The sequence below is a fragment of the Streptosporangium sp. NPDC000509 genome (assembly GCF_042898365.1).
Classification (GTDB): domain Bacteria; phylum Actinomycetota; class Actinomycetes; order Streptosporangiales; family Streptosporangiaceae; genus Streptosporangium.
This window is the reverse complement of the sequence record NZ_JBIAYX010000002.1, coordinates 469,118-495,135: the sequence shown is the minus strand read 5'-3', so window position 1 is coordinate 495,135 and position 26,018 is coordinate 469,118. Positions and strand designations below refer to the sequence as shown.

29 protein-coding genes are annotated in these 26,018 nt (G+C 70.1%); 21 read left to right on the top strand and 8 right to left on the bottom strand.

All coding sequences use genetic code 11. The annotated features are described in order from the left end of the window. Window positions 1–54: 54 nt before the first annotated feature. Window positions 55–1,017: an asparaginase gene (locus ACFY3D_RS05800; protein WP_389975640.1), complete on the top strand. Its 963-nt coding sequence runs from the start codon at window positions 55–57 to the stop codon at window positions 1,015–1,017. Between the two features lie 159 nt (window positions 1,018–1,176). Here ACFY3D_RS05800 and ACFY3D_RS05795 read toward each other — a convergent pair whose 3' ends face one another. Beyond that, window positions 1,177–1,686 carry a VOC family protein gene (locus ACFY3D_RS05795; protein WP_389975358.1) on the bottom strand — a complete coding sequence of 170 codons (510 nt, stop codon included), beginning with the start codon at window positions 1,684–1,686 and terminating at the stop codon, window positions 1,177–1,179. 72 nt (window positions 1,687–1,758) lie between these two features. Between ACFY3D_RS05795 and ACFY3D_RS05790 the strand changes: the two genes are divergently transcribed. The 10 genes from ACFY3D_RS05790 (at window position 1,759) to ACFY3D_RS05745 (ending at window position 6,270) form a co-directional block, all read left to right on the top strand. Then, on the top strand, window positions 1,759–2,211 hold the full coding sequence (locus ACFY3D_RS05790; RefSeq protein WP_389975355.1) for a MarR family winged helix-turn-helix transcriptional regulator: 453 nt from the start codon (window positions 1,759–1,761) through the stop codon (window positions 2,209–2,211). 237 nt (window positions 2,212–2,448) lie between these two features. Further along, a complete protein-coding gene (locus ACFY3D_RS05785) occupies window positions 2,449–2,643 on the top strand; it encodes a DUF5999 family protein (RefSeq protein ID WP_350942327.1) in 195 nt (64 codons plus the stop codon). Then, window positions 2,627–3,190 (top strand): ATP-binding protein, encoded by a 564-nt coding sequence (locus tag ACFY3D_RS05780; RefSeq protein WP_362903919.1) that lies wholly within the window; start codon window positions 2,627–2,629, stop codon window positions 3,188–3,190. The genes ACFY3D_RS05785 and ACFY3D_RS05780 overlap by 17 nt, the downstream gene beginning before the upstream one ends. An 84-nt stretch (window positions 3,191–3,274) precedes the next feature. Continuing rightward, complete coding sequence (locus ACFY3D_RS05775; RefSeq protein ID WP_350942330.1) at window positions 3,275–3,742, top strand: hypothetical protein; 468 nt, start codon at window positions 3,275–3,277, stop codon at window positions 3,740–3,742. Next, window positions 3,739–4,095: a hypothetical protein gene (locus ACFY3D_RS05770; protein WP_389975352.1), complete on the top strand. Its 357-nt coding sequence runs from the start codon at window positions 3,739–3,741 to the stop codon at window positions 4,093–4,095. The genes ACFY3D_RS05775 and ACFY3D_RS05770 overlap by 4 nt, the downstream gene beginning before the upstream one ends. Before the next feature lie 25 nt (window positions 4,096–4,120). Next, the gene (locus ACFY3D_RS05765; RefSeq protein ID WP_389975349.1) at window positions 4,121–4,255 is read left to right on the top strand and encodes a hypothetical protein; all 135 of its coding nucleotides are present in this window, start codon (window positions 4,121–4,123) and stop codon (window positions 4,253–4,255) included. Between the two features lie 181 nt (window positions 4,256–4,436). Next, window positions 4,437–4,667 (top strand): hypothetical protein, encoded by a 231-nt coding sequence (locus tag ACFY3D_RS05760; protein ID WP_386202091.1) that lies wholly within the window; start codon window positions 4,437–4,439, stop codon window positions 4,665–4,667. Further along, complete coding sequence (locus ACFY3D_RS05755; protein WP_389975346.1) at window positions 4,664–5,086, top strand: type II toxin-antitoxin system VapC family toxin; 423 nt, start codon at window positions 4,664–4,666, stop codon at window positions 5,084–5,086. The genes ACFY3D_RS05760 and ACFY3D_RS05755 overlap by 4 nt, the downstream gene beginning before the upstream one ends. Window positions 5,087–5,228: 142 nt before the next feature. Then, window positions 5,229–5,831, top strand: a complete 603-nt coding sequence (locus ACFY3D_RS05750) for a MerR family transcriptional regulator (RefSeq protein ID WP_389975343.1) — start codon at window positions 5,229–5,231, stop codon at window positions 5,829–5,831. Continuing rightward, on the top strand, window positions 5,821–6,270 hold the full coding sequence (locus ACFY3D_RS05745; RefSeq protein ID WP_389975340.1) for a hypothetical protein: 450 nt from the start codon (window positions 5,821–5,823) through the stop codon (window positions 6,268–6,270). The genes ACFY3D_RS05750 and ACFY3D_RS05745 overlap by 11 nt, the downstream gene beginning before the upstream one ends. Window positions 6,271–6,418: 148 nt before the next feature. Here ACFY3D_RS05745 and ACFY3D_RS05740 read toward each other — a convergent pair whose 3' ends face one another. Then, on the bottom strand, window positions 6,419–6,640 hold the full coding sequence (locus ACFY3D_RS05740) for a hypothetical protein (RefSeq protein ID WP_389975337.1): 222 nt from the start codon (window positions 6,638–6,640) through the stop codon (window positions 6,419–6,421). A gap of 49 nt (window positions 6,641–6,689) precedes the next feature. After that, window positions 6,690–7,883 carry an ROK family transcriptional regulator gene (locus ACFY3D_RS05735; protein WP_350942355.1) on the bottom strand — a complete coding sequence of 398 codons (1,194 nt, stop codon included), beginning with the start codon at window positions 7,881–7,883 and terminating at the stop codon, window positions 6,690–6,692. A gap of 78 nt (window positions 7,884–7,961) precedes the next feature. Between ACFY3D_RS05735 and xylA the strand changes: the two genes are divergently transcribed. From xylA to ACFY3D_RS05705, 6 genes are all read left to right on the top strand, one after another. Beyond that, window positions 7,962–9,113 carry a xylose isomerase gene (gene xylA, locus ACFY3D_RS05730; RefSeq protein ID WP_350942357.1) on the top strand — a complete coding sequence of 384 codons (1,152 nt, stop codon included), beginning with the start codon at window positions 7,962–7,964 and terminating at the stop codon, window positions 9,111–9,113. Beyond that, window positions 9,110–10,492, top strand: a complete 1,383-nt coding sequence (gene xylB, locus ACFY3D_RS05725; RefSeq protein ID WP_389975333.1) for a xylulokinase — start codon at window positions 9,110–9,112, stop codon at window positions 10,490–10,492. Before xylA ends, xylB begins: the two co-directional genes overlap by 4 nt. Before the next feature lie 431 nt (window positions 10,493–10,923). Beyond that, window positions 10,924–11,574 carry a DUF998 domain-containing protein gene (locus tag ACFY3D_RS05720; protein WP_389975330.1) on the top strand — a complete coding sequence of 217 codons (651 nt, stop codon included), beginning with the start codon at window positions 10,924–10,926 and terminating at the stop codon, window positions 11,572–11,574. Between the two features lie 139 nt (window positions 11,575–11,713). Next, on the top strand, window positions 11,714–13,948 hold the full coding sequence (locus ACFY3D_RS05715; protein ID WP_389975327.1) for a nitrate- and nitrite sensing domain-containing protein: 2,235 nt from the start codon (window positions 11,714–11,716) through the stop codon (window positions 13,946–13,948). 258 nt (window positions 13,949–14,206) lie between these two features. After that, window positions 14,207–14,596: a roadblock/LC7 domain-containing protein gene (locus tag ACFY3D_RS05710; protein ID WP_350942366.1), complete on the top strand. Its 390-nt coding sequence runs from the start codon at window positions 14,207–14,209 to the stop codon at window positions 14,594–14,596. Continuing rightward, window positions 14,593–14,964: a DUF742 domain-containing protein gene (locus tag ACFY3D_RS05705; protein WP_362518451.1), complete on the top strand. Its 372-nt coding sequence runs from the start codon at window positions 14,593–14,595 to the stop codon at window positions 14,962–14,964. Before ACFY3D_RS05710 ends, ACFY3D_RS05705 begins: the two co-directional genes overlap by 4 nt. 81 nt (window positions 14,965–15,045) lie before the next feature. Here the strand turns inward: ACFY3D_RS05705 and ACFY3D_RS05700 are convergent, their stop codons facing one another. From ACFY3D_RS05700 to ACFY3D_RS05685, 4 genes are all read right to left on the bottom strand, one after another. Beyond that, window positions 15,046–15,621: an ATP/GTP-binding protein gene (locus tag ACFY3D_RS05700; RefSeq protein ID WP_350942370.1), complete on the bottom strand. Its 576-nt coding sequence runs from the start codon at window positions 15,619–15,621 to the stop codon at window positions 15,046–15,048. After that, window positions 15,602–15,949 carry a DUF742 domain-containing protein gene (locus ACFY3D_RS05695; RefSeq protein ID WP_350942372.1) on the bottom strand — a complete coding sequence of 116 codons (348 nt, stop codon included), beginning with the start codon at window positions 15,947–15,949 and terminating at the stop codon, window positions 15,602–15,604. Before ACFY3D_RS05695 ends, ACFY3D_RS05700 begins: the two co-directional genes overlap by 20 nt. An 85-nt stretch (window positions 15,950–16,034) precedes the next feature. Further along, complete coding sequence (locus ACFY3D_RS05690) at window positions 16,035–16,442, bottom strand: roadblock/LC7 domain-containing protein (RefSeq protein WP_344914882.1); 408 nt, start codon at window positions 16,440–16,442, stop codon at window positions 16,035–16,037. Continuing rightward, a complete protein-coding gene (locus tag ACFY3D_RS05685; protein WP_389975324.1) occupies window positions 16,439–18,976 on the bottom strand; it encodes a nitrate- and nitrite sensing domain-containing protein in 2,538 nt (845 codons plus the stop codon). The genes ACFY3D_RS05690 and ACFY3D_RS05685 overlap by 4 nt, the downstream gene beginning before the upstream one ends. Before the next feature lie 120 nt (window positions 18,977–19,096). Here ACFY3D_RS05685 and ACFY3D_RS05680 point away from each other — a divergent pair, with 120 nt between their 5' ends. Further along, complete coding sequence (locus tag ACFY3D_RS05680; protein ID WP_389975321.1) at window positions 19,097–19,903, top strand: SDR family NAD(P)-dependent oxidoreductase; 807 nt, start codon at window positions 19,097–19,099, stop codon at window positions 19,901–19,903. Window positions 19,904–20,181: 278 nt separating this feature from the next. After that, window positions 20,182–21,210 (top strand): acyltransferase family protein, encoded by a 1,029-nt coding sequence (locus tag ACFY3D_RS05675; RefSeq protein WP_389975318.1) that lies wholly within the window; start codon window positions 20,182–20,184, stop codon window positions 21,208–21,210. Between the two features lie 145 nt (window positions 21,211–21,355). Here the strand turns inward: ACFY3D_RS05675 and ACFY3D_RS05670 are convergent, their stop codons facing one another. Then, complete coding sequence (locus ACFY3D_RS05670; protein ID WP_389975315.1) at window positions 21,356–23,380, bottom strand: NAD(P)-binding protein; 2,025 nt, start codon at window positions 23,378–23,380, stop codon at window positions 21,356–21,358. Between the two features lie 475 nt (window positions 23,381–23,855). Between ACFY3D_RS05670 and ACFY3D_RS05665 the strand changes: the two genes are divergently transcribed. Together ACFY3D_RS05665 and ACFY3D_RS05660 are read left to right on the top strand one after the other, a co-directional pair. Further along, window positions 23,856–24,056, top strand: coding sequence for a hypothetical protein (locus ACFY3D_RS05665; protein ID WP_362770070.1), 201 nt, complete (start codon window positions 23,856–23,858; stop codon window positions 24,054–24,056). A gap of 48 nt (window positions 24,057–24,104) precedes the next feature. Next, complete coding sequence (locus ACFY3D_RS05660; RefSeq protein ID WP_389975311.1) at window positions 24,105–25,802, top strand: SPFH domain-containing protein; 1,698 nt, start codon at window positions 24,105–24,107, stop codon at window positions 25,800–25,802. Window positions 25,803–26,018 lie beyond the last annotated feature (216 nt).

Below are 26,018 nucleotides of genomic sequence, written 5' to 3'. Positions count from 1 at the left end.
ATAAATGGAGGCGACCCGAACACGGCCCATCGAAGGGACCGCGCCTTGAAGCGTGTGCTGCTGCTGGCGACCGGCGATCTCATCGCCTACTCCTACGCGCCCGGCCGCCCGGGGTTCTCGTCCGGGGCCGAGCTCCTGCGGGCACTCCCGCCCGGCGCGATCACCGCGGACGTCGTGGTCGAGGACGTGATGGCGGAGCCCAGCTGGGACATGTCGACCTCGACCATGCTGGACCTGGCCCGCAGGGCACGCTCGGCCATCCTGGAGCGCGGGTTCGACGGCGTCGTGATCACGCACGGCACCGACACGCTGGAGGAGACCGCCTATCTCGTGGACCTGCTCGCGGGCCGGGCGGCGGAGCGCGGAACCATCGTGCTGACCGGGGCCACGCGCTCCCTGGACGAGCTGTCCCCGGACGGGCCGCGCAACCTCGCCTCCTCCATCACGGCCGCCGCCGATGGCGCCCTGCGCGGTGCCGGGGCCGTCGTGTGCGTGAACGACGAGATCCACGCGGCCCGCTGGGTCACCAAGGTCGACGCCACGAGCGTCGCGGCGTTCTCGTCGGGCCCCTTTCCCGTGCTGGGCCGGGTGGTCGGCGGCCGGGTCGAGCCGCTGTCGGCCCCGCCGCCCCGGCCGCCCGCGTTCGTGGGGGACCCCGCGTCGGATGTGGCCCTGATCAAGACCTATCCGGGGATCGGTCCCGCGTCGCTCACCGCCGTCGTGGACGCGGGGGCACAGGGCGTCGTGCTGGAGGGGACCGGGCTGGGCAACGTGCCGGTCGAGCTCTTCACGACGATCGCCGAGCTGACGGAGTGGGGGATCCCGGTGGTCGTCGCGTCGAGGTGCCGTACCCACGCGACCCCGTTCGACGAACTGCGCCTGGGTGCGGGGCTCGCCGCTCGCGTCGGGGCGATCGGTGCCCGCGGTCTGGCGCCCTCGAAGGCGCGGTACGCGCTGATGGTCGCGCTCGGGACCGGCGGGGTCGACGCCGTACGCGACTGGTTCGGCAGGCTGTGACCCCCGGTGAGGGGATATACGGATAGGTAAAAAATACGAAAAAGGGGAGTATCGCCCGACTTTGCGGGCACGTCGGTGGATGCGAAGTCCGTGATCCGGTGAAGGGCTGGGGAGGCCTTCACCGGATCACCCTTCTCTTCCCCGCGCCACCAGGAGTGCTCAGGCGGGGATCGAGATCCCGAGGCCGCCACGCGTCTCGGCGCCGTACCGCTCCTTCTCCCTCGCGATGTCGAGGGGCTTGATGCGGGAGCGCCCGTTCAGCGTCTCCTCGGTGAGAAGATCGGCGGGAACGAGCCAGGAGACCTCGAACTCCAGCCCGTCGGGGTCCTTGGCGTACAGGGCCTTGGTGGTGGAGTGGTCGGAGGCGCCGACGAGGGCGTTGAGCTCGCCGAGTTTGAGGGCGATCCGCTCCAGTTCGGCGAGGGTGTCGACCTCCCAGGCGAGGTGATAGAGGCCGACCGTCGATCGCCCGGCCCCCGTGGGGCCCGCCTGCGCGCCGACCTCGAAGAGGCCGAGGTCGTGGTCGTTGCTGGATCCCGAGGCCTGAAGGAACGCGGCGCCCGGCATGCCCATGACCGTCCTGAAGCCGAGCGCCTCCTGGTAGAAGGCGACGCTGCGCTCCACGTCGCGGACGAAGAGAACGGCGTGGTTGAGTCGCTGGACCGGCATTGTTCCTCCCAAAAACTTGAACTCTCAAGTACATTACCTCCGTTTCATTGAGAGCTCAAGTAAGATGGCCCCGTGACGCGATGGCTGGACGACGACGAGCAGCGCACCTGGCGCGCCTACATGGCCGCCTCGCAGCTCGTCCTGGAGGAGCTGGACCGGCAGCTGCAGCGAGACTCGGGCATGCCACACGCCTACTACGCCGTGCTGGTGAAGCTCTCCGAGGCGCCCGAGCGCATGATGCGGATGAGCGAGCTGGCGGCGGAGGTCAACTCCTCCCAGAGCCGCCTGTCCCACGCGGTGAAACGGCTGGAGGAACGCGGCTGGGTGCGACGCGAGCCGTGCGCCGCCGACAAGCGCGTGAGCTGGGCGATCCTCACCGACGAGGGCCTCGCCGCCCTCACCGCCGCCGCCCCGGGGCACGTCGAGGTCGTACGGCAGACCCTCTTCGACCGCCTGACCCCCGACCAGCTCCGCCAACTACGAGAGATCTGCACCGCGATCCTCCCCGCCCAGGACCCCTCGTAGCCGAATACGTCGGCAGGGGCGGGGCTTTGCTTGGGCATTGCGGTTAGCAGGTATGCCAGGGGGGTCGTTGGCATGGGGCGGGAACGGGTGCTGCCAGCGCAGACAGCGGGCGGCGGGCGCGGCATCGTAGGGGGTGAAAGCAGCTCACCGGACCGGAAAAGCCGACGATGAACGTCAATCCGGAAGCGGTGGCTCCCGAAGACTCTCCCGCGAGAGTCAAGGATCGAGGTAACGGCCATGTGTCAGCACCAGCCTCAGTGCCCATCCGCGAACGCTCCTGACCACGACGCGGCCCGCCTGGTGGCCTTCCACCCTGAGCAGGGGTGGGGACTCCTCTGCAACGGTGTGGTGCTGTTCGAGGACAACGGCGAGCTTCTGCCCGACGGACGCAGCATCCCGGCTCACCGGGGTTCCTATGCCCAGGCGGCCTGAGCTCATGCGCCAGGGCTCCGCGACCAAGCAGACGGCACCCGGCCGGCCGGTCTCTCCGGCCCGACCGGGAAACGTCCGTCCGCCGGGATGGCGACGCCTCCTGCGCGGACTCGGCGAGCCGGTGATCCGGGCCGCCCGCGCGGCGCGCGTCCGGCGGGTCTCCTGGACGCTGTCGCCCGCCATCTCCTCGACGCCCCTGGCGCGGCGTCTCGTGCGAACCCAGCTCGACGACTGGGGATGCACGGGGGAGAGCGACATCGCGGAACTGCTCGTCAGCGAGCTGGTCACCAACGCCGTGCTCCACGGGCGGGGAGCACCGGTCGTCACCCTCTCCTGCCGGGAGGGCACGCTGCGCTGCGAGGTCGAGGACGAAGATCCATCCCTCCCCCAGGTGCGCGAGGAATCCGACGAGGGTGAGAACGGTCGCGGGCTGTTCCTCGTCGACACCCTGTCCCGGTCCTGGGGCACCGGTCGCACGCGCACGAGAAAGTACGGAAAGGCCGTCTGGTTCGAGCTGCCCGCCCACCAGGCGCGCCAGGCTTCCTGACCGTCCATCCGCGACGAGACGATCGTGTGAAGCTCCTTCTCCGGTTCACCGACTTCAGAATGTGTTCTGACTTACGATGGCAGGGTGAGCAGTAACGCCGACGCCGTCACCTTCTCAGACCTGTCGAGAAACCCCCGAGCCGTCGCCGAACGCGCCGCGCGCCTCGGACGAGTACGCGTCACTCACCGCGACGCCCCAGACTTCTACCTGACCGCTGTTGATCGTGAGGATCGACGCGAGCAGACCCTGGCTACGGCATCCCGCCTGTTTCTCGCCCTCATCAAGCACGATCCGACCGCCCGCACGCTGGTCATCGCCATGCCCGAGGTCTTCCCCTGGGTGCGCCACCTCACCTCCACCGAATTGCGCGCCTTCACCCTCGAACTGGTGGAGGCGCTCTCCGACGCCGCGGAACTCGATGTCGATGTCACCACGCAGGAAGTCATCGCGGGCTGGCGGGCGACCGCTCGGATCAAGGCCGACCCCGCCCATTACGCCCAGGCTCGCAAGGCCACAAGCGGCGACTATGGGGCGGTAGAGGTCTCAGCGTGAGCCCAAAGCGGGGTGACCGGGTCACGGTCCCCCCTCCGGATGACGAATGGGACATCCGGTTCGGTACCGGTGACGCGGTCAGGGGGTGGGAGGAGCTGTGCCGCCACGCCCTGGGCAACACACGCCGATGTTTCGAGGCACTGCGTGCCGACCCGCGCTCACGGGCGGATCACGAGCGGCAACATCGCCTACGCGGCGACCTCGCGACTCATCGTCACAACGGTAGGGACCTGGAGCAGTGGGAGTTCGAGGTCACCAGTGGCGGGCGCGTCCGCTATGTCATCGATGACGCCACTCGCACCGTCTGGATCGTCTACGCCTCCCCCCGGCACCCGAAGGACACCGACGCCTGAAGCCCGAGGGTGGGGAGCCGATCAGGTGATCTCTTGTCCGGACCGCGGCAGCCTCCCGAACCCTGGTGGCCGCTGCGGCATCGGCGGCACCAATGTCAAGCTGGGTGACCCGTCCGAGCGGGCCGCCTGCCAGACGGGCCTGGCCCCGACCGAGGGGTAGCGCCGACTTCACCGGCACGGCTCGCGCCCGGTTTTCGAGCGCGGGCTCGCTGTTGTCCCTTCGTCGATCCGGAGAGTCGACGAAGCCGATCGCTTCAGGCGACAGGACCTGAACGCATTGCTTCGAGGCAAGTGCGCTGGTAGATCGGTGCTTTCCAGTCGGATTGGCGTAGACTCCGGCTATGACCGCTGCTCCTGAAGAGTACGAGGACATGCATCGGCTGGTCGATCGACTGACGCCGGACCAGCTCCATGAGGTGCGCGCGCATACCCTGCGTCTCGTCCACTCCGGTGAGGGTGAGTCGGGTCAGGAGTGGCCTCCTTCCTGGTTCGGATCGGTGACCACCGAGCGGGACGACATCGCCGAACGCACTGAGGATCTCCTGCGCCAGGGGTATGGTCACGAAGTGTGATCGTTGTTGACACCGGCCCCATCGTCGCCGCTGCCATCCGAAATGACCGCAGGCACGATGTCTGTGTAGAGGTGTTCAACCAGTTTCGCAGAGAACGACGCGAACTCCTCGTTCCGGCTTTCGTGGCAGGTGAGGTCTCCTACATGCTCGGCAAGATCGGCGGAGCCAAGGTGGAGGCCGGATTCCTGCGCTCGCTGAGATCCGGAATCTTCGCCCTGGTCGATCTCACAGACGATGACCTCAACCGTATCGCCGACCTGGTGGAGCGCTATTCAGACCTTCCTCTCGGATCGGCGGACGCCTCGGTGGTCGCCATCGCCGAGCGTCTTCGCATCGCCGAGGTGTTCACCCTGGACACCAGGGACTTCTCCGTGGTGCGGCCCGCGCATGTCACCGCCTTCACCCTGCTGCCTGGCTGACCGCTCCATGTCACCGGCTACATCGCGTTGGTAGGCACCAACGTCAAGCCAGGTGACCCGTCTTGCCGAAAGATCAAAGCCTGACTCCCGGTTTTGGGCCTGAAACAGGGAGTACCCTGAAGAGGGAAGGAGAACCATCCTCATGACCGATGTCAGGCCTCGGAAGGCTTCAGCCGGAACGGCCAAGAAGCGAAAGCATCGGACGCTCCCGCCGCAGAGTGATTGTGAGACGGGTGCCACAGTGCAGGCTCCTCGCAGAAAAGAGATCGAGGAGCGGGCTGCGCTGCTCTTGTTCGAGCAGGCACAACGGCTGGACGAGGTGGCCGCCAGTACTCGTGAGACCGGCACCCGTAACACGGTCCGGGAGGTCGTCCAGGATCTGCTCGCTCACGCCGAGCCGGTGCGGGCGACGATCGCGTCGAAGATTCTCGGTGTTGACGAGAAGACGGTTCGCGCGTGGGCCAAGGAAGGGCTACTCGTCCCGGTCAGGGGAAGGCCCCGCCTGATGCTTGAAGCCGAGCGTTTGTACACCGTGGCAACGCTCGTCCAGGATCTACGCCAGGCCGGCCGTGCCCGGAATCTGGTCGAGGCGGTCTGGCAGCGCCTGCAGGACCGGGAGCTTCTGGAAAACGATCAGCTGACCGACGGTCTTCGGCAGATGGAACAGGGCGAGGGCCGTCCGTGGCGGGAGATCAGGGCAGAGTGGAGTTCCAAGAATTCGGAGCTGACCGCCGGTGAAGACTGAGGTCTATCTCTCGGTTCTCGCGGAGAAGCACGCTGAGACCTTGCGCGGAGCAGATCTCAGGTCATTTGTCGCTTTTGTCAGTGATTTGGAAGTGCGCGGTTGCGCGGCCCTTGGATATCGGCTCACGGGGGAACTCCCGGTGAGTCGGCTGTGCGTCAAGCATCTGAGAGGCGCCATGCGCGTCGTGGTCGCCTTCAAAGAGCCGGGTCACGCATGGGTTCTAATGCTGGGACCTCATGATGAGCGCAACCGGACGCACGATGTCTATACCTCGCTGTGGGAGGTATGCGGGCTGGACGCGCCGCCGGTGGGTGAGCGTACCAAGCCCGCCTGTTGTGACGACGGCGGCACGGACCCGAACCTGCCGGAAATAGATGATCTGGTAACTCGTTGCCGTGATCTCGCCAAGCCGCCTCGTCGGCGTAAGCGCCCAAGCTGACAAACTCCGGACTTAACGGCCATTGCACGCCGAGCGGCACCGGCGTGAGCTGCCCCGTCGGACTGACCTCCGGCGAGGTCTGGCCCGGATTTCACCGGCCGCCGGACACTGATGACACACCGCCGATGTCCGGACTACTGGGGGAAGCTCAGACCGGATGCAACAGATAGACCTCGACCTGTGGCGTACCCGGCCCCGAGGTGACCGGACCGAGCCGACCACGGCTCCATGAACGGCGCGGCGGCACGGCGACCAGCCTCCCGTGCCGTCGCGCTCCCCACCTCCTGCGGGCGGTGGCGCACAACCAGGGGTCGCCCGCAGGGTCGGACACGACCAGGCGGCTCATCAGGGCGCGGATGGTCTTTCTCAACGAGGGGAGACGAGGGAAACGCGGGGAAGGGGGGCAGGGGGAAAAGTGCTCAACCGCGAGGTGCGCGGGAGTCGAGGTCGGGGGCGGGGGTGGCGAGGTGGATCCAGGGGTCGGCGATGACCCGGTGGATGACCTGGCCCGCGGCGCCCAGGGTGGCGGCGTCGCCGCCGAGGCGGGAGACGGTCAGCTCGGGGACGGCGCGGCGCATCACGCCCAGTCGCGAGGTCATCGTCTCGTGCGTGGTGCCTCGGATCCACGGGAACAGCGGGGCGAACACCCCGCCCAGCACGATGGTTCCCGGGTCCATCAGGTGCACGGCGGAGGTGAGGGCGACGCCGAGCGCCTGGCCGGCGCGTTCGCAGGCCTCCAGCGAGGCGGGCTCGCCCGCTTGGAGGCGCCCCAGCAGGGTGGTCACCCCGTCGGGGACCCCGGCGAGTCCGGCGGCCCTCAGCAGCGCGTCCTGTCCGGCGTACTGCTCCAGGCAGCCCCGGCCGCCGCAGCGGCAGGCGGGGCCTTCGGGGGAGACGACCACGTGGCCGAGTTCTCCGGCGAGGCCGCTGGCGCCGCGGAACAGGGTCCCACCGACCACCAGGCCCGCGCCGATGCCGATCTCCCCCGACACGTGCAGGAAGTCGCCGGGGACGGAGCCGAACCAGCGCTCGCCAAGGGCGGCGAGGTTGGCCTCGTTGTCCAGCGTGACGGGGAAGTTCAGCAGCTCGGAGACGCGGACGTCGTGCCAGCCGAGGTTGGGGGCCGTGTGGACGAGCCCGTCCTCCACAGGGCCGGGGACCGCGAGGGTCGATCCGGCGATGGTGAGGCCCTCCGCGCGAGCTTCGTCCACAGCCCTGTGGGCAAGTTGTTCCAGGTGGGACAGGGTTTCCACAGGCGAGACACTGCGGTTGTCCACAGCCTGTGTATACCTGAGCCGCACCGCGAGGGTGAGATCGACCACACAGGCGGACAGATAGTCGACGTTGATCTCCAGGCCGAGCGCGGCGACCCGCTGCCCGCTGAGCGCGACGGCCGTGCCGGGCCGTCCCCGCTCGCCGTCCCTGAGCGCGCCGGACTCGGCGACCATGCCCGCCTCGATCAGGTCGCCGACCATCTTCGACACCGTGGTCTTGGTCAGCCCGGTGATCTCGGCCAGTGCGGCCCGGCTGATCGGACCGCTCCTGCGTACCTCGCTGAGGACCACACCCAGGTTGCGGGCGCGCATCGAATTGTGGCGTACAGCCTGTGTCATGGAGCATCCACCTCTTGACGATCCCACCACCTCGATCCATATTAAGTCCATAAAGTGGATTAAATCGGAGGAACGCAGATGAGCGCCTACACCCCCAAGCCCGAAGACCGCTTCACTTTCGGGCTCTGGACCGTCGGCTGGCAGGCCCGCGACCCCTTCGGGGACGCGTCCAGGGCCCCGTTGGACCCGGTGGAGAGCGTCCACCGGCTCGCCGAGCTCGGCGCGTACGGCGTCACCTTCCACGACGACGACCTGCTCGCCGTCGAGCCCGACCGTGACAGGGCCATCGCGAACTTCAAGAAGGCGCTGGCCGAGACCGGGCTCAAGGTTCCGATGGCCACCACGAACCTGTTCACCCACCCCGTCTTCAAGGACGGTGGATTCACCAGCAACGACCGCGACGTCCGCCGCTACGCGCTGCGCAAGGTCATCCGCAACGTCGACCTCGCCGCCGAGCTCGGCGCGACCACCTACGTCTGCTGGGGCGGGCGCGAGGGCGCCGAGTCCGGGGCCGCCAAGGACATCAAGGCCGCGCTCAGCCGCTACAAGGAGGGCATGGACCTGCTCACCTCGTACGTGATCGAGCAGGGCTACGACATCAGGTTCGCCATCGAGCCCAAGCCGAACGAGCCCCGGGGCGACATCCTGCTCCCGACCATCGGCCACGCCCTCGCGTTCATCAACGAGCTGGAGCACTCCGAGCGCGTCGGCCTCAACCCCGAGGTGGGCCACGAGGAGATGGCCGGGCTCAACTTCGCGCACGGCATCGCGCAGGCGCTCTGGCACGGCAAGCTCTTCCACATCGACCTGAACGGCCAGCACGGTCCCCGCTACGACCAGGACCTGATCTTCGGCCACGGCGACGTGAAGAACGCCTTCTTCCTGGTCGACCTGCTGGAGAACGGCGGCTACGACGGCCCCAGGCACTTCGACTACAAGCCGCTGCGCACCGAGGACTCCGAGGACGTCTGGGTCTCCGCCGCGGCCAACATGCGCACGTACCTGATCCTGAAGGAGAAGGTGGCGGCGTTCCGCGCCGACCCCGAGGTCGCCGAGGCGCTCGCCGCGAGCAGGGTCGCCGAGCTCTCCGAGCCGACGCTCGCCCCCGGCGAGACGATCGCCGACCTGAACCGCGACGAGTTCGACCTCGACGCGGTGGCGGCGCGCGGCTTCCACTTCACGCGCCTCAACCAGCTCGCGATGGACTACCTCCTCGGAGTCCGGGGATGACACTGGTGGCCGGGGTCGACTCGTCGACCCAGAGCTGCAAGGTGGTGATCAGGGACGCCCGTACGGGCGCCCTGGTCCGCCAGGGACGCGCGACCCACCCCGAGGGCACCGAGGTCGACCCCGAGGCGTGGTGGCAGGCGCTCCAGGAGGCGCTGGCACAGGCGGGCGGGCTGGACGGCGTCGAGGCGATGAGCATCGGCGCGCAGCAGCACGGCATGGTCTGCCTGGACGAGTCCGGCGAGGTCGTCAGGAAGGCGCTGCTGTGGAACGACACCCGTTCCGCCGGAGCCGCCGCCGACCTGGTGAAGGAGCTGGGCGGCCCCGAGGTCTGGGCCGAGGCGGTCGGCAGTGTGCCGGTCGCGTCGTTCACGGTGACCAAGCTCCGCTGGCTGGCCGAGCACGAGCCGGAGTCCGCCCGCCGTACGGCGAGGGTGTGCCTGCCGCACGACTGGCTCACCTGGCGGCTGGGCGGGGAGTTCGTCACCGACAGAGGTGACGCGTCGGGCACCGGCTACTGGTCGCCCGCGACCGGCGCCTACCGGACCGACCTCCTCCAGGGGGCCTTCGGCACCCTACCGGGCCTGCCCGAGGTGCTGGGTCCCCGCGACTCCGCGGGCGAGGTACGGCCCGCGGCCGGTGTCCCCGGTGCGAACGCGGTGCGGCTCGCGCCGGGTACGGGCGACAACATGGCGGCGGCCCTCGGGGTCGGCGCCCTGCCCGGGGACGTGGTGGTGTCGATCGGGACGTCCGGGACGGCCTTCGCGGTCGCCGAGAGCCCGATCGCCGACCCGACCGGTTCCGTGGCCGGGTTCGCCGACGCCACGGGGCGGTTCCTCCCGCTGGTGGCCACACTCAACGCCGCCAGGGTGCTCGACGCCGCCGCGCGGGTGCTCGGGGTCGGTCTGGACGAGCTCGGCAGGCTGGCGCTCGAGGCGCCCTCGGGGGCCGGAGGACTTGTCCACGTCCCCTACCTGGAGGGCGAGCGCACCCCGAACCTGCCCACCGCCACGGGCTCGCTGCACGGGCTGACGCTGGCCACCTCCACCCCGGCGCACCTCGCCAGGGCGGCGGTGGAGGGCATGCTCTGCCATCTCGCCGACGCCTTCGACGCCCTCGGGCTCGACCCGGCCAGGGTGCTGCTCATCGGCGGAGGCGCGAAGTCCGAGGCCGTACGGCGGATCGCCCCCGCGGTCTTCGGGCGGCCGGTGGTCGTCCCCGAGCCGGGGGAGTACGTCGCCGACGGTGCGGCGAGGCAGGCCGCCTGGCTGCTCGGCGGCGACGAGCCGCCGGCCTGGGAGGCGGGCAAGGTCGAGCACTACGAGGCCGATCCCGCGCCCGAGGTCAGGGCACGCTACGCCGAGGTCCGCGGCCTCGGCTGAGACACGGACACGGCGACCACACGGTCGTGGCCCCCACCACACGACCGTGACTGCTCCCACCGCGCGGATCCGCGGTGGAGCAGCCGATACGGGTACGCGGTTCGCGCCGCGTACCGCGAGGATCCACGGCCGCGTAGCCGGACACGGGGCACGCGGCCGTGGTTCACACCGCGAGGATCCGCGACAGTGCGGCCGGATGCGGGCGCACCACCGCGGTTCGCCCGGGACGGTTCGCCGCCTTCGAACAGGAGGCGGCGAACCGCGTACCGGGACCGCGTACCGGGACCGCGTACCGGGACCGCGTACCGGGACCGCGTACCGGGACCGCGTACCGGGACCGTTTCGGGGCGAGGGCTCTCAGGGGCGCCTCAGGGTCGGATCAGGGATGCCGCCGGATGTCTGAAACGTCCACCGGTGGACAGTCTTAGCGCATGCTCGCGTCGAAGAGGCTCTCCCCCCTGATCGCATGTGCCGCGATCGTCGTCGCCGTCGTGGCCGCCGTCACGGGACTGACCGAACCGGTCCTCTCCCCGAACCCGCTCGATCTGACGATCGGTGAGTACGCCGCCCTGGACCGCACCGGAGCCGCCGGACTCGCGATGGCGGCGCTGGGGATCGCGGCCTTCGCGGTGGTCGCCGGGCTGCGGGCCGTGGGGGCGCCGGTGGACGCCTTGGCCGAGCGGCTGATGCTGGCCTGGGGTGCGGGGCTCGTCGTCCTCGCGGTGCTGCCCGCCGCGCTTCCCGCCACGGGGACGGACCTGATCGCCCAGACGTACCGCTACCTGTCGGTCGCCGTGCTGGCGGCGGTGCCCGCGGCGGGTGGCCTGACGGTGGCGCGGTTCGCCGAGGACGAGCGGTGGCGGCCGACGGCCAGGCCGGTGGAGTGGCTCACGCTGGCCGGGGGTTTCGGGCTGCTGGCGCTCGTCTACGTGATGCTTCCCGGGCAGGGGATGTTCGTCGGTCTCGTCGAGTGGTCGCTGCTCGGCGCCGAGGTCGCGCTGGTCGGAGTGCTCGCCGTCCGGCTCGCGCGGCTGACGTGGGCGCGGGGCGCCGCTCACGCCTCACGCGCCGCCCTCGGCTGACTCATTCACTTCTGGAAACTCTTTCATCACATGTCACGAATAGGCTACAAATAGGGGGAGCCGCCAGTGCTATTGTCGTCGGCGATCTAGAGATTGCCCGGTCTCCCCGGGCGCTCCGAGAGCAAGCCGTTGAGGTGACATGGCAGCGAGCAGGTCCATCCGGTTCAAGGTCTCGGTGCTGTTGGTCATCCCCCTCGTCTCACTGGTCGGGGTGTGGGGCTTCGCGGCGGCCGTGACGGTCGGCGACTCGATGAGCCTGCTCTCCCTCAGCACGCTGTACGACTCCGTGGGCAAGCCCGCCGGAGAGCTCGGCGCGGCGGTCCAGCGTGAGCACCTCCTGTCGGCCGACTACCTGGCCACCCGCTCCGCCGCGGACCGCGACACCCTCGCGAGCCAGCGCCTCGTCACCGACCAGGCCCGTGACCGCCTGCGTCGGCAGACGACCGTCGGGGTGGCGCAGACGGCGATGTCCGACGAGATGAAGGCACGCCACGCCGAGCTGATGCGCCAGGTGGACGGGCTCGACGCGATCCGCGCCAGGATCGACACCGGGCGGATCGGCCCGGTGGGCCTCACCGAGGAGTTCGGCCGGGTGCCCGACGCCCTGCGCCGGCTCTTCAACACCCTGAGCCTCAGCAACGACCTCCCGCTCTACCGCCAGTCGCGCGGCATCACGATGATCAACCAGGCCGTGGACGTGCTCAACCGCGAGCGGGCGCTCGTCGCGGGCCCGCTCGCGCTCGGAACCCCGATGACGGCGAGCGAGACGAGGCTGTTCGCCAAGCTCGCCGGAAACCGGGCCTTCCTCATGGAGCAGGCGCTCCCCGACCTCTCCCCCGAGCTGCGCGCCCCCTTCTCCGAGCTGATCGCCTCCTCCGCGTACGCCCGCTTCACCGACCTGGAGAACCGCCTGCTCTCCGGCGTCTCCGAGGTGTCGTCCGCCGCCTGGCGCTCCGTCGGGGACGAGGTGGACGCCTCCTACCGGCGCTCCCTCGCGGCGGCCGTCCCCCTGCTGGTCGAGCAGGCCACGCCCGTGGCCGTCGGCGTCTTCGTCCGCGCCGGCGTCGTCGGGGTGCTCGGCCTCATCGCGGTCATCGCGTCGGTGCTGGTCTCGTACCGGATCGGCAGCGGGATCACCAGGGAGCTCGCCGACGTGCGGCGGGCCGCCGCCGACCTGGCGCAGGTGCGGCTCCCGAGGGTGATGGAGAAGCTGCGCCGCGGCGACAGGGTGGACGTGGAGGCGGAGGCACCCGCGCTGAAGCCGTCGGGCAGCACGACGGAGGTCCACGACGTCGCCGCCGCCTTCAACAGCGTCCAGCGCAGCGCCCTGGACGCCGCGGTGGAGCAGGCCAGGCTGCGCGAGGGCGTCTCGCAGGCGTTCCGCAACCTCGCCCGCCGGAGCCAGTCCCTGCTGCAGCGCCAGCTCAAGCTGCTCGACGGCATGCAGAGGCAGGCCGAGGATCCCATCGCGCTGGACAACCTCTTCAGGCTCGACCACCTCACCACCCGCATGCGCCGCCACGCCGAGGGTCTGGTGATCCTGTCCGGCGGGGCGGCGGGCCGCAAGTGGCGCTCGGCGGTGCCGATGGAGGACGTGCTGCGCGGGGCGGCCGCCCAGGTCGAGGACTACACCCGGGTGCTGATCTACCCGACGGGCGGCACCACCCTGATCGGCAACGCCGCCGCGGACATGATGCACCTGTTCGCCGAGATCCTGGAGAACGCCACCGTCTTCTCCCCGCCGGCCAGCCCGGTCTCGGTACGGGGCGAGCTCGTCGCGCGAGGCTTCGCGGTCGAGATCGAGGACAGGGGACTCGGGCTGACCGACGAGAAGCTCGCCGCGATCAACGAGCGCCTGGCCAGCCCGCCGGAGTTCGACCCCGCCGACACCGACCGGCTGGGCTTCGCGGTGGTCGGCCTGCTGGCCGCCAGGTACGGGGTCGAGGTGACGCTGCGCGCCTCGCCGTACGGCGGCACAGGGGTGGTCGTCCTCATTCCCGAGAATCTGCTCGGCGACCCCGAGCCCGTCGAGGAGCCGCCGGTTCTCACCGTCATCGGCGCCCGGCCCGAGTCGGCGGAGCGGCGCTCGGAGATCGTCGTGGAGCGGGTGGACCGGACCGGTGACTCCGGGGAGGTCCCGATCCCCGCGGACCTGTGGCAGCCGGGGCGGCGCGGTGCCGACGGCCTGCCCCGCCGGGTGCGGCAGGCGAACATGCCGCCGCGCCAGGTGCGGGAGTCCCGCCCGTCGGAGAGCGCGCCCGGCTCGGAGGTCGAGGAACGGTCGCCCGAGGAGGCGAGGGCGCTGATGAGCGCCCTGCAGTCCGGCTGGCAGCGCGGACGCGCCGACGACGAGGACGGCGGTGCCGATCGATGAGGCGGGAGCGCGGGAGCGGAGCCGCGGGATCGGGTTCGCGGAGCCCCGCCCGGAGGTCTCGGGCGCGTCAGGGCGACGCCGGTGTGAGCGAAGTCGCGCCGGTTCGAATGCTTGGGAGTCACGCCGGTGTGAGCGAAGTCGCGCCGGTTCGGGTGCTTCGGAGTCACGCCGGTGGGAACGGATCGGCGGGAACGGATTTACCGAGCCGGTGGGGGCCGGCGGCAGGCGAGACCATCGCAGGGGAAGGGGTTTGACCACGTGCCGGGTGAGCTTCATTGGCTTCTGGATGACTTCGTCACGAGTGTGGCGGACGTCTCGCACGCACTGATCCTGTCCAACGACGGGTTGATGATGGCCTCGTCCCGAGCGTTGAGCAAGGAGGACGCCGAGCACCTGTCCGCGGTCGCCTCCGGCTTCCAGAGCCTCGCCAAGGGCACCAGCCTGCAGTTCGGCGGGGGCAGCGTGCGCCAGACGATGGTGGAGATGGACTCCGCGTTCCTGTTCGTCACCTCCGCGGGCCAGGGGAGCTGCCTCTCGGTCCTGACCACCGGTGCCGCGGACGTGGGTCTGGTCGCCTACGAGATGGCCCGCCTGGTCACCCGCGTCGGCCAACATCTGGCCACAAGCCCCCGGGTGGGGGGCCTGTGAAGGACGACGTCGAGTGGGTCGACGAGGAGGCGGGTCCCGTCGTCCGCCCCTACGCGATGACCGGCGGACGCACCCGGGCGTCGTCCTCCTCGCTCGACATGCTCGCGGTGGCGGTGGCGACGGGAGCGCCGGTCGCCTCGGGGGCGAACCTGGGCTCCGAGCACCGGCGGCTGCTCAACCTGGTCAAACGGGCACGCCCGATCGTGGAGATCGCCTCGGACGCGGGCCTGCCCATCGGCGTGATCAGGGTTCTCCTGGGCGACCTGCTGGACCAGGGCCTGATCCTGGTACGGTCGCCGCTTCCCGCCGCCTCCATGCCCCCGGAGAACCTCCTGAGGGAGCTGATCAGCGGCCTGCGCGCCCTGTGACGCCCTCCGCCCTCCGGCCCTGAGCGCCCGAGCCGGCGCCCGGCCCCGCCACGGGGGCCGGTTGCACCTCGTCCGGCTTTCTCAGCTCTGGCTGGCCGTCAGCACCCTCAGCGAGTGCTCCACGAGCGTCACGAGCACCGTCTTCGCCGAGACGCGGCGCCGCACGTCGCAGAGCAGCACCGGCACGTCCACGTCGAGGTCCAGGGCGACGCGCACCTCCTCCGCGTCGTGCCGCTCGGCGCCGTCGAAGCAGTTGACGGCCACGATGAACGGCGTGCCGCGCTGTTCGAAGTAGTCGATCGAGGGGAAGCAGTCGGTCAGCCGCCGGGTGTCGGCGAGCACCACGGCACCCAGCGCGCCGTAGGACAGCTCGTCCCACATGAACCAGAAACGCTCCTGGCCGGGAGTGCCGAACAGGTAGACGACCAGCCCCTCCCTGATCGTGATGCGGCCGAAGTCCATCGCGACCGTGGTGGTGGTCTTGCCCTCGACGCCGTCGACGTCGTCGATGCCGATACCGCGGTCGGAGAGGACCTCCTCGGTGCGGAGCGGCCGGATCTCGCTGATGGCGCCCACGAGCGTGGTCTTGCCAACTCCGAAGCCACCCGCGATGAGTATCTTGAGGGCGACGGGTTCGTCAGAGGGCCCGAAGTCCATTGATCACTTCCTTGAGAATGCGCTCGCTCGCGGAGGCGCGCCCGATCGAGATGAGCTTGTGGTCCTGCAGGTCGCCGAGCAGGACCCGCACCACGCCGAGCGGCAGGTTGAGGTCCGAGGCGACGTCGGCGACCGAGGTCGGAGTGGTGACCATGGCGAGGATGCGTTCCTGTTCGGGGCTTGGGACGAACCCCCCGGTGGGAGCGCCACGGGTCGAGGTGACCATCGCGACCAGGTCCAGCTTGTCACCGGAGGAACGGGTGCGACCCCCGATGAGGGCGTACGGCCGGACGATGGGCCCGGCGTCCTCGTCCATCCAGTGGGTCATCCAGGCCTCCGGTACCGGGTTCGGGGATCCAGCGGTCCGCTGAAGACGCGGCCGACGCGGCCGACGCGGCCGTCCGCTCCCCCCCTCATGAGAGACCTTGGCGTGGGTTGGTGGAGATGTGCTGGCCGACCCGCTTGACCAGCATCGCCATCTCGTACGCGATGTGACCGACGTCGGCGTCGGAACTGCTCAGCACGGCCAGGCAGGTGCCCTGCCCGGCGGCGGTGACGAACAGGAACGCCGACTCCATCTCCACGATGGTCTGGCGCACATCGCCTCCGCCGAAGTGACGTCCCGCCCCGCGCGCCAGGCTCTGGAACCCGGCGGCGACCGCGGACAGATGCTCGGCGTCCTCGCGCAGGAGCCCCTTCGAGAATCCGACGGCGAGCCCGTCGGTGGAGAGGATCACCGCCTGGCGCACCGCACCCACCCTGGTGGTCAAGTCGTCGAGGAGCCAGTTCAGCTCGCCGGTGTTGGTCAATTTTCCGGTCACTTGTCCCCCTTATCGCCTGTCGTATGGTGCGCGAAGTCATTGTCCTGCTCCTCGCGACCGCGTCGAGACCCCGCCTGGAAGGCGGAGAACAACGCGCGGGCCTCCTCCGGCGAACGCTCCTCGTTCGGTTCCGCGCTCGGCTCGGGCTCGGCGGGCCCGGTGGACTCCGCCTCCTGGCGGAGCTGAGGCGCCAGGTTCGCCTGCCGGATCCTGCGGGGCAGGCCGCCCGGCCCCTTGGGGGCCTGTGCGGCCGTCTGGCGCGTCGGACCGCCGTTGCCGCCCTTTTCCCCGGCGGGGGCCTCCCGGGGCGTCTCGTGGGACTCACGGGGCTCCTGAGGTGCCCCTCGGGGCGACGCCGTGGGAGGCGTCTCGCGTGAGGCCGTGTCCCAGCCGGTGTCCCAGCCCGTCTCCCATCCGGGCTCCGGGCCCGCGGGCGGGGACGGTGTGCGGTCGGGCAGGTCCGACACCACGCTGAGAGAGGGGGCCGCGGGCTGCTCGGGCTGGGGCGGCCTCGGGGAGGTCTGCCTGTTCCTGCGCGGGAGTCCGTTGCCGCCGGCCGGAGGTGCGAGCGCTCCCGGCTGGGCGGGGACGTACGGCTCCGCCTGGCGTCCGGTGCCGCGCTCGGCGGGGGACGTCCGCTCCGCGGTGAGGGCGAGCGGCGGGTCCTGCTGGGCGATCACCGAGCGGGGGATGAGGACGATGGCCGTGGTACCGCCGAACGGCGAGCCGCGCAGGATGACCTGGATGCCGTGCCGCGAGGCGAGCTGGCCCACCACGAACAGGCCGAGCCTGTCGCTGTCCGCCAGGTCGAACTCCGGCGGGTTGGCGAGCCGCTCGTTGATCGCCTCGTACTCCGCGATGCTCAGGCCCAGGCCACGGTCCTCGACCTCGACGGCGAATCCGTTGGCCACGACGTCGCCGCGCACGGTCACCGCGGTCTGCGGCGGCGAGAAGATCGTGGCGTTCTCGATCAGTTCGGCCACCAGGTGGGTGATGTCGGCGACCGCGGCCCCGTCGAGCGAGATGTCGGGCACCGGCGTCACGCTGACCCGGGTGTAGTCCTCGACCTCGGCGATCGCGGCCCGCAGTACGTCGATCACCGGCACCGGCTTGCGCCACGACCGGCCGGGGGCGGCGCCGGACAGGATGATCAGGCCCTCCGCGTGCCGCCGCATGCGGGTGGTGAGGTGGTCCAGCCGGAACAGGTCCTGAAGGCTGTCGGGGTCGGTCGCCCGGCGCTGCATGCTGTCGAGCAGGGTGAGCTGGCGGTGCAGCAGGCTCTGCTTGCGCCTGGCCAGGTTCACGAAGACCTGGCTGACACCGCGCCGCAGGTTGGCCTGGCCGACGGCGGCCTCCACGGCGGTGCGCTGCACCGAGCCGAACGCGTGGGCCACGTCGTGCACCTCGGTCGAGCCGCCCGCCTGGATCGGCGGCGCCTCGGCCCGTACGTCGACCTCCTCGCCGCGCCGCAGGCGGTCCACGACGTGGGGGAGCCGCACCTCCGCCAGATCCAGGGCGGCCGAACGGAGCCCGGCCAGCTCGGCGGCGAGACGGCGGCCGAAGCGGACCGAGATGATGATCGACGCGACCACCGCGATCAGGCCGACGCCACCGGCGATCACGATCCGGGCCAGGACACCGGTGGCGACCCCCTGCGCCCGGTCCGCCAGGGCTTCTGCGGCGGCGAGGTTGACCTTGTCGAGCCACGTCGTGAGCGCGTTCGTGGTCGCCTTCCACGCGCTCGCCTCGGGGGGAAGCCGGTCGCCGGCCGAGGAGATGATGACCTTCTCCAGGTCGGTGAACTTCTCGAAGGTGGCGGAGGCGAAGGTGTCGCGGTACTGCGTGCCCAGCTCGGGATCCAGCGCGGCCGCGCCCCGGTTGTGCAGGAAGCGCCGGGTGGAGACGTACTCGCCGAAGGCCCTGCGCTCCTCCTCCGACAGCCGCTTGTCGATCAGCGCCCCGCTGATCAGCGCGTTCTCCCTCTCGATCATCTCGTAGGCGTTGCCCATCCCCTGCATGGCCGAGGCCTGCTGGAAGATCGAGAGATCGGGCAGCGCGACCATCTGGTCGTACACCAGGAAGACCGAGTCGAGGATCTGGTTGTAGTTCGACAGCGCGCCCAGCCGCGTGTGCTGTCCGCTGTCGACGCCCGAGCGGATGCTGGGGAGCCTTTCGAGCCTGCGGACCAGCTCGCTCAGTGAGTTGTTCAGTTCCGGGCTGCCGGAATCCTCGGCCGCGGCCGCCTTGAACGCGCCGACCGCCCGGTCGGTGCGGGCGCGCTGCTCACCCATCCCGCTCGTGAGGACCCGGGAGCTGATCGCCACCGACGCCAGCGTCCGCTCGGCCTGGAGCTGTAGGCCCAGGTCCGTGGAGGTGACGCCCACCGTCTGGTACACGGTGTTCGACCTCAGCAGCGCGAGGCCGTCACCGACGGTGAGATTGAGCACGAAGCCCCACAGCGCGCTCAACGACAACAGAGGCAGGAGCAGCAGCGAGAAAATCTTGAACCGAATCGAGCGGTTTCTAGAGCCCATGTCCACTCGTCCCAACCTCTGAGCGTGTGGAGGCCCGTGCCGCATTAGGGGTGATTACGCCTCCGGAAGATCGCACAGGAGACTAGCACCGAATAGGGTTTTTGCGCAGTGGAGGATCCGATGATTAGTGTGATTACCGGGGCTAGTGCCGGAATTGGTGCTGCTGCCGCGGTGGAGCTCGCGAGGCGCGGGCAGACCGTAGTTCTGGTCGGCCGTAATCCCGACAAGACGGCTCGGGTGGCAGAAAGGGTGCGGGAGGTCTCCGGGGTGCTCCCGGATACGTTTACCTGCGATTACACCCTTTTGGATGATGTGCGTAGTTTGGCAGCCGAACTGCTCTCCCGCTACGACCGGATTGACATCCTCGTCAACAACGCGGGGGTCATGACGACCGAGCGCACGTTCACGCGCGACGGCCACGAGACGATGATCCAGGTCAACCACCTCGCCCCCTTCCTGCTGACGAACCTGCTGCTCGAACGGGTCACCGGGCGGGTGATCACGACCAGTTCCCGCGCGGGCAAGACCGGGGGACTCGATCCCTCCGACCTCAACCGCGAACGGCGGCGCTGGAGCGGCTGGCTCCAGTACGGGGACACCAAACAGGCGGGAGCCCTGTTCACCGTGGAACTCGCCCGCCGCCTCCAGGGCACCGAGGTGACCGCGACCTGCTTCCACCCCGGCGTGATCAAGACCGAGTTCGCCCCGTCGACGTTCATGATGTGGATGGTGAAGAACATCCCCGGCATGGGGCAGACCGTCGAGGAGGGGGCGAGCACCATGGTCCACCTCGCCACCCATCCGGACGGCGCCGCCCACCCCGGCCGCTACTTCGCCAAGAGTGCCCCCGCCGCCGTTCCGAAGAGGATGAGCGACCCCGCACTGGCCCGCGCCCTCTGGGACGCCAGCGCCGCCGCCGTCGCGTAACCGCCCACCCCTACGCGGCCCTCCCGACGGGCGGCCGCGCCACGCCCCACGGCGTCGCGACCTGACTTCGCGACGGGTGGACCCACGATGCGCTCTCGCGACCTGACCTCGCGACGGGCGTGCCCACGATGTACGTCCTCGCGTGCACGGCGGGGATGTGGCCGAGGGAAGAACGGCAAGACGGTGGGCCGCACGTCCTCGCGTACGCGGCGGGGATTTCCCCGCGCGTCACCGGGCGTTCGCCGGGTGTTGGGCGGGTCCGGTTACGGTCCCGGGCTGTGAGCGTCGCAACCCCGCTGCGGGCCGCCCTCCCGCCCGCCACGGCGAGGGACCCGTTCTTCGACAACGCCAAGTTCCTCGCGATCACCCTGGTCGTGTCCGGCCACCTGATCGAGGACCTGCGGGACGTTCCGGTCGCGCATGCCGCCTACTTCTTCGTGTACACGTTCCACATGCCGCTGTTCATCGTGCTCAGCGGCTACCTGTCACGAAATTTCACCTTCTCGTCCGGCAAGGCGCGCAAGCTGATCAGCACCCTCGCCGTCCCGTACGTGATCTTCGAGCTGATCTACTCACTGCCGCGTCTCTTCCTGTACGGCAAGCTCGACATCAGCCTCCTCGACCCGTACTACCTGACCTGGTTCCTGATGTCGCTGTTCCTGTGGCGGCTGTCCACGCCGGTCTGGCAGCAACTGCGATGGCCGCTCGTGGTCGCGGTCGGGCTGTCGCTGCTGTCGGGGATGAGCAGGCTCCCCGACGAGCTGTCGATGAACCGCACCCTCGGCCTGCTCCCGTTCTACGTACTCGGGCTCATACTGCGGCCCGAGCACTTCGAGTGGCTCAGGAGGCGGTGGGTCCGGGTCGCGGGCGCGGTCACCCTCGCCGCAGGCGCGGCGCTCGCGCTCGCCACGCACACTATGGTGAAGACCGAGTGGATCCGCTGGCGGCACGCCAACGACGCGATCGGGGTGGACGACCTCACCGGCAGCCTGATCCGCCTGGGCATGCTGGCGGCGGGGGCGGTGCTCGTGGCGGCGTTCCTCGCGGTCACCCCCTTCGTGCGCACCTGGTATTCGGGGCTCGGCATGGCGACCATGTACGCCTACCTTCTCCACGGCCTGGTGGTGAAGGTCGCCGAGCGGTTCTACGGCGACTGGGCGCAGACCGTACCCGGGGTGACGGCCGTGGCGCTCTTCGGGGTCGGGCTCGCCGCCCTGCTGTGTACGGCGCCGGTGCGGCGCGTCACCCACTGGGCGGTCGAGCCCAGCATGAGCTGGGCCTTCACCAAACTGAGAAAGCCGGGCTGAGCGGCCCTTCCGATCGAAACCGACCGAGCACGAACCGCGACCGACCACGACCACGACCATGACCGCGACTGACCGACCGTGACCGCGACCGATTGAGACCGACCACGACCGACCGACCCCCGAGGTCGGAGCGGGGACGCCGGAGTCAGGCCAGGAGCGGTCCGGAGGAAGGGCCGGAAGGGCGGGAAGGGCGCGAGGGTCCGTCCTGCAGCTCCGCGACCGCGCGGTAGGCGGCGGTGACGGCCGCGTCGGCGCGGGCGGCCGGAACGGAGTCGGAGTTGGCGATCGCGATCCGGCCGTGTGTCCTGCGGGCGACGGCCGCAGGAGGGGTTCCGTCGGGGTAGAAGTCGAGGTCCCACGGGGTGGCGTACTCCGGCGCGTAGCCGTGTCCCCACCGGTTGACCGTGATCGCCTCGATGTCACGGGCCGGGTCGAAGCCACCGGGCCCCAGCAACCGGGTGAGCTGGTCGCGGATGCTGTACTCCAGGTGCTCGTACGGCGTCTCGATCAGGGCGTACCGCCCGGCCACCGAGCCCTGCGCGGGGGACACACCGGGCGTGACGGGGGTGCCGACCAGGTGCGCGGTGATCGGCTCCTCGGGCCTCCTCGGGCACCTATAGGCGCCGACGTCCGCCGGGTCGTCGAGCTCGGCCACGCACCAGCGGGCGCCGGTGAACCGGGCGCGCCTGATCCCCATCCTCCGCCAGGCCCGCCAGTCGCGGAGCTGGACCGTCGCGTACAGCAGGGGCACCTTGACCGCCCGCCCCAGGGCCGTCCGCTGCTCGGGCGGGAGGTCGTCGACCAGGTAGGGGATCATCGAGTTCCAGCAGGCCATGATCACACCGCCCGCCCGTACGGTTCTCACCCGCTCGCCGTCGAAGTAGCCGACCGTGGCGCCGCCGGCCGTGCCGGCGGGGCCGTCGTTGGCGGCGGAGACGACCGGGCTGGACAACCGTACGCGGACCCGGTTGCCCGGCCGGTCGAGCACGCCGTAGTCGAAGCTCGCGGTGGTGATGTCCTTCACGCCGAAGGCCGTCGCGAAGCCGGGAATCATGCGGGCGGCCATCATCCTGACGATCGCCTGGTTGCCCTCGGGGAAGCGCCAGGCGCGCGGTGCGCCCGCGTCCCACTCCTTGATCACGGTCGGGGAGTTGTACCTGGACGGCTTGGACCTGTCGAGCCCGAGCCCCTGGAACCCCGGGTACCGGTGCTCGTCGGCGCTGCCCCAGGCGTCGATCGCGCCGAAGGCGTCGGAGCCGTAGGCCCACTCGTCGCTCGGCATGGTCCTGACGAACGCCAGCACGTCCGGGTGGACGCCGCAGACGTCCCTGAGGAAGCCCGAGTAGGTCAGCCGGGCCAGCCGCGCCTGTTTCTCCTCGGCGGACAGGCCGGGAAACCAGTCGGGCGGATCGCCGTACAGCATGAGCAGGTCCCGTCTGGCCCGCTCGGCGACGGGCAGCTCGGCGATCCACTCGGGAGCGCTCCTGCCGGGCCCGAGCACGACGAGCCTCTCCGCGCCTCCGGCGGGGAACGCCTCCCGGTCGCAGAAGACGCCGTCGTGCATCCCCAGGATCGCGTACGGCTCCCGGCCCGAGGGTTCCCCGAGCCCTTCCGGGTGGACGCCCAGTTTGGCGAGCAGGTCCTTGCCCTCGGGAGTCCACGCCGACGGGTGCTGCATCGACCGCGAGCCGCCGTACGCGACCAGCGGCCCCTTCCTGGCCGCCGGGCGGAACTCGTTGCGCAGGGCGTGCCCGCCGATGTCGTCGTGGTTGTCGAGGATGAGGATCCGCGCGCCGGGCTCGCGCTCCAGCCATCGGTGGGCCGCGCTGAGGCCGCTGATCCCCGCGCCGACCACGACCAGGTCGTAGTGCTCGCCGGTGGGTTCCGGGGTGCCGACGTACGGCCAGAAGCGCCGGTCGCGGAGGGCGTGGGGCACGCTCAGCGCCTCCGCGGTGTCGCCGCGCAACCCCGTGAGGGACGGCGGACAGGAGAGCTCCAGATCCTCCGGAAGCGCGGAGTGGGTCTCTTCCCGATCGGTCCCGGGCAGCGAGCACGCCGCCGCGATCCCGGTGGCCGTGATCACCCCATCGAAGAAGTCCCGGCGGGAGATGATCCGGTCCATGCCGAGTTCCAGGGCCTTACGTGGATTGATCTCGTGAGGATCTGTCATGGGGCGATCATCACGATGTGAATGGATCGGTGGGGCCGCCTCGCTGCGTTTTCGGGAAGTTTTTACCCGGGCCATTAACGCGCTGTCGCGACATGTCCCACATGAGAGTCATGTCGTGGCGACCGGGAATTAAGCGGGGAGATGGGGCCTTGGCCGATCCGATCCGGGAAAAGCCGCGAGTGGCCCGATACGCACCCCACGCCGTCACCGGCCGATCCCGCTCATTCTCGCTGCTCCGCGCTCTCCGAGGGCGCTCCGGACGCCCTCCCGACGACTCCGCGAGGCAGGGAAGGCATGCCATCCGGATTGTCGGATAATCCATAACCATATGGCCATTCGACTTGTTACTCGGATAAAGTGAAGCGAGGGATCCGGCGCCTCCATGTCGCCGGGTGGCGAGGCGCGGCACGCGGGGGCGGCCTCCGTGCCTTCATATTCGCTTTTCCCTTTGACCGATGTCGCGGGGGAGTATCACGTGGTCGGTAAGCACGGAAGAGTCACGGGACGGATCGGCCCCGGCCTGGTCGGGGAGGTGATGGTGGAGGTCCGCGGGGGCGTCGAGGCGTTCTACGCCCACCCGACGGTCCCGGACGAGGAGATCGCCCCGTCGTCGATCGTGGTGGTCGTCGAGTTCTTCCCGCCGCGCACGATCTACGTCGCCCGCGCGCTCCCCTGATCCGCCCCGCTCCCCGAATCTGATCTCCCCCACACCGCGGAGGCCGAGATGCCCACGGAGTACCTCGTCATAGGGGGCCTCGCCCTCGTCGCCCTTCTCGTCATCACCCTGCTCTTCAAATCCGTCTGGCGGGTGGCGGAGCCCAACGAGGCGCTGATCATCTCCGGTCTCGGCGCCCGGGGAAACTCCACGGTCGCCGACAGTCTCGGATTCAAGATCGTCACCGGCAAGGGCACCGCCGTGCTCCCCGGCTTCCAGACCGCGCGCCGCCTGCGCCTGGACAGCCGCGCCACCAACCTCCAGGTCTCCTGCGTCACCCAGCAGGGCATCCCGGTGGTCGTACGAGGCGTCGTCATCTACAAGGTGGGCGACGACCTGCACTCGATCGCCAACTCGGCCCGGCGCTTCCTGGACCAGCAGGATTCGATGAACGGTGCCATCCACGAGCTGTTCACCGGCCACCTGCGCTCGATCATCGGCAACCTCACGGTGGAGGACCTCATCCTCAACCGCGAACGGCTGACCGGCGAGACCCGCGCCTCGGCCGCCGACGAGATGATCAGGCTCGGTCTGATCGTCGACTCCCTGCAGATCCAGGAGATCGAGGACGGGACGGGCTACATCACCAACCTCGGCAAGCCGCACGCCGCCAGCATCGCCGCCGCGGCCCGCATCGCCGAGGCGCAGCGCGACCAGGAGGCCACCCAGGCCGAGCAGATCGCCGCGGCCAACAAGGCCGCGGCCTGGCGAGACGCGAAGATCAAGCAGGCGGTCTACCAGGCCGAGATCGACGAGGCCCAGGCCAGGTCCCGCCAGGCGGGGCCGCTCTCCGAGGCGTCCGCCCGGCAGGAGGTCGTCGTCCAGGAGACCCGGGCGGCCGAGCTTGAGGCCGCACTGGCCGAGCAACGGCTCCAGGCCCAGATCCGCAAACCCGCGGACGCCAGGGCGTACGAGACCGTGACGGTCTCCCGGGCCGAGCGCGACGCCCGCATCGCCCAGGCCGAGGCCGAGGCGCGCGAGACCGAGCTCCGCGCCGCCGCGCAGGCGTCGCAGGTCAAGCAGGCCGCCGCGGCCGAGGCCGAGTCCGTGCGGCTGCGCGGTATCGCCACCGCGGAGGCGACGAAGGTCACCGGCTTCGGCGAGGCGGAGTCCGCGAGGGCCCGCGGCCTGGCCGCCGCCGACGCCTCCAAGGCGCAGGGGCTCGCGGAGGCCGAAGCCGCCAGGGCGAAAGGGCTGGCCGTCGCCGACGCGATCCGGGCCCGCGCCGAGGCGCTCGCCGAGAACCAGGAGGCGGTCATCGCCCAGCAACTCGCCGAGAAGTGGCCCCAGATCGTCGAGGCGGGGGCGAAGGCCTTCGGCAACGTCGACCACATGGTCGTACTCAACGGCGCCCAGGGCGTCGAGGAGATGCTCGCCAAGGCCCTCACCCTCGGCGGCGCCGGCCTCGGCCTCGCCCGCTCCCTCCTGAGCACCGTCACCCCCACCGCCCCCCTCGAAGCCGCCCCTCCCTCCGCCACGGCCAGAACCACCGGAACCACCGGAACCACCGAGGCGAGCGAAGCCACAGAAACCGACGAAACCGATAGGGCCACCGCAACCGATAGGGCCACCGCAACCGATGGGGCCACCGCAACCGGTAGGGCCACCGCAACCGATGGGGCCACGACGACCGATGGGGCCGCCCCCTCAGAAAGATCGGAAAGAGGAGCCACGCCCCCGGAAAAACCTGCCGCCCTCGCCCCCTGACTCTCGGCGTCACGGCTCTTCGATGCCGAAGATGAGCGTCCCCCTCACCATCGAAGAGCCGACTTCACCCCCTCCGAACCCCCTCTCCGAACCCCTCGCTTCGCCCCCTCTCCACGATTTCTTCGACGGATTTCCCCGGCCGATCCCCACGGATGACAGATTTTTTCCGGGGACCCCCGTAGAAGACGGATGGGGACCGTGTGGCTTTCGTGGCAG

Coding starts and splice junctions, on each gene's coding strand:
- ACFY3D_RS05795 (WP_389975358.1), bottom strand. CDS start 1,686: ATGCCGGTCCAGCGACTCAACCACGCCGTTCTCTTCGTCCGCGACGTG.
- ACFY3D_RS05785 (WP_350942327.1), top strand. CDS start 2,449: ATGTGTCAGCACCAGCCTCAGTGCCCATCCGCGAACGCTCCTGACCAC.
- ACFY3D_RS05780 (WP_362903919.1), top strand. CDS start 2,627: ATGCCCAGGCGGCCTGAGCTCATGCGCCAGGGCTCCGCGACCAAGCAG.
- ACFY3D_RS05760 (WP_386202091.1), top strand. CDS start 4,437: ATGACCGCTGCTCCTGAAGAGTACGAGGACATGCATCGGCTGGTCGAT.
- ACFY3D_RS05750 (WP_389975343.1), top strand. CDS start 5,229: ATGACCGATGTCAGGCCTCGGAAGGCTTCAGCCGGAACGGCCAAGAAG.
- ACFY3D_RS05735 (WP_350942355.1), bottom strand. CDS start 7,883: ATGACACAGGCTGTACGCCACAATTCGATGCGCGCCCGCAACCTGGGT.
- xylA (WP_350942357.1), top strand. CDS start 7,962: ATGAGCGCCTACACCCCCAAGCCCGAAGACCGCTTCACTTTCGGGCTC.
- xylB (WP_389975333.1), top strand. CDS start 9,110: ATGACACTGGTGGCCGGGGTCGACTCGTCGACCCAGAGCTGCAAGGTG.
- ACFY3D_RS05720 (WP_389975330.1), top strand. CDS start 10,924: ATGCTCGCGTCGAAGAGGCTCTCCCCCCTGATCGCATGTGCCGCGATC.
- ACFY3D_RS05715 (WP_389975327.1), top strand. CDS start 11,714: ATGGCAGCGAGCAGGTCCATCCGGTTCAAGGTCTCGGTGCTGTTGGTC.
- ACFY3D_RS05700 (WP_350942370.1), bottom strand. CDS start 15,621: ATGGACTTCGGGCCCTCTGACGAACCCGTCGCCCTCAAGATACTCATC.
- ACFY3D_RS05695 (WP_350942372.1), bottom strand. CDS start 15,949: ATGACCCACTGGATGGACGAGGACGCCGGGCCCATCGTCCGGCCGTAC.
- ACFY3D_RS05685 (WP_389975324.1), bottom strand. CDS start 18,976: ATGGGCTCTAGAAACCGCTCGATTCGGTTCAAGATTTTCTCGCTGCTG.
- ACFY3D_RS05680 (WP_389975321.1), top strand. CDS start 19,097: ATGATTAGTGTGATTACCGGGGCTAGTGCCGGAATTGGTGCTGCTGCC.
- ACFY3D_RS05670 (WP_389975315.1), bottom strand. CDS start 23,380: ATGACAGATCCTCACGAGATCAATCCACGTAAGGCCCTGGAACTCGGC.
- ACFY3D_RS05660 (WP_389975311.1), top strand. CDS start 24,105: ATGCCCACGGAGTACCTCGTCATAGGGGGCCTCGCCCTCGTCGCCCTT.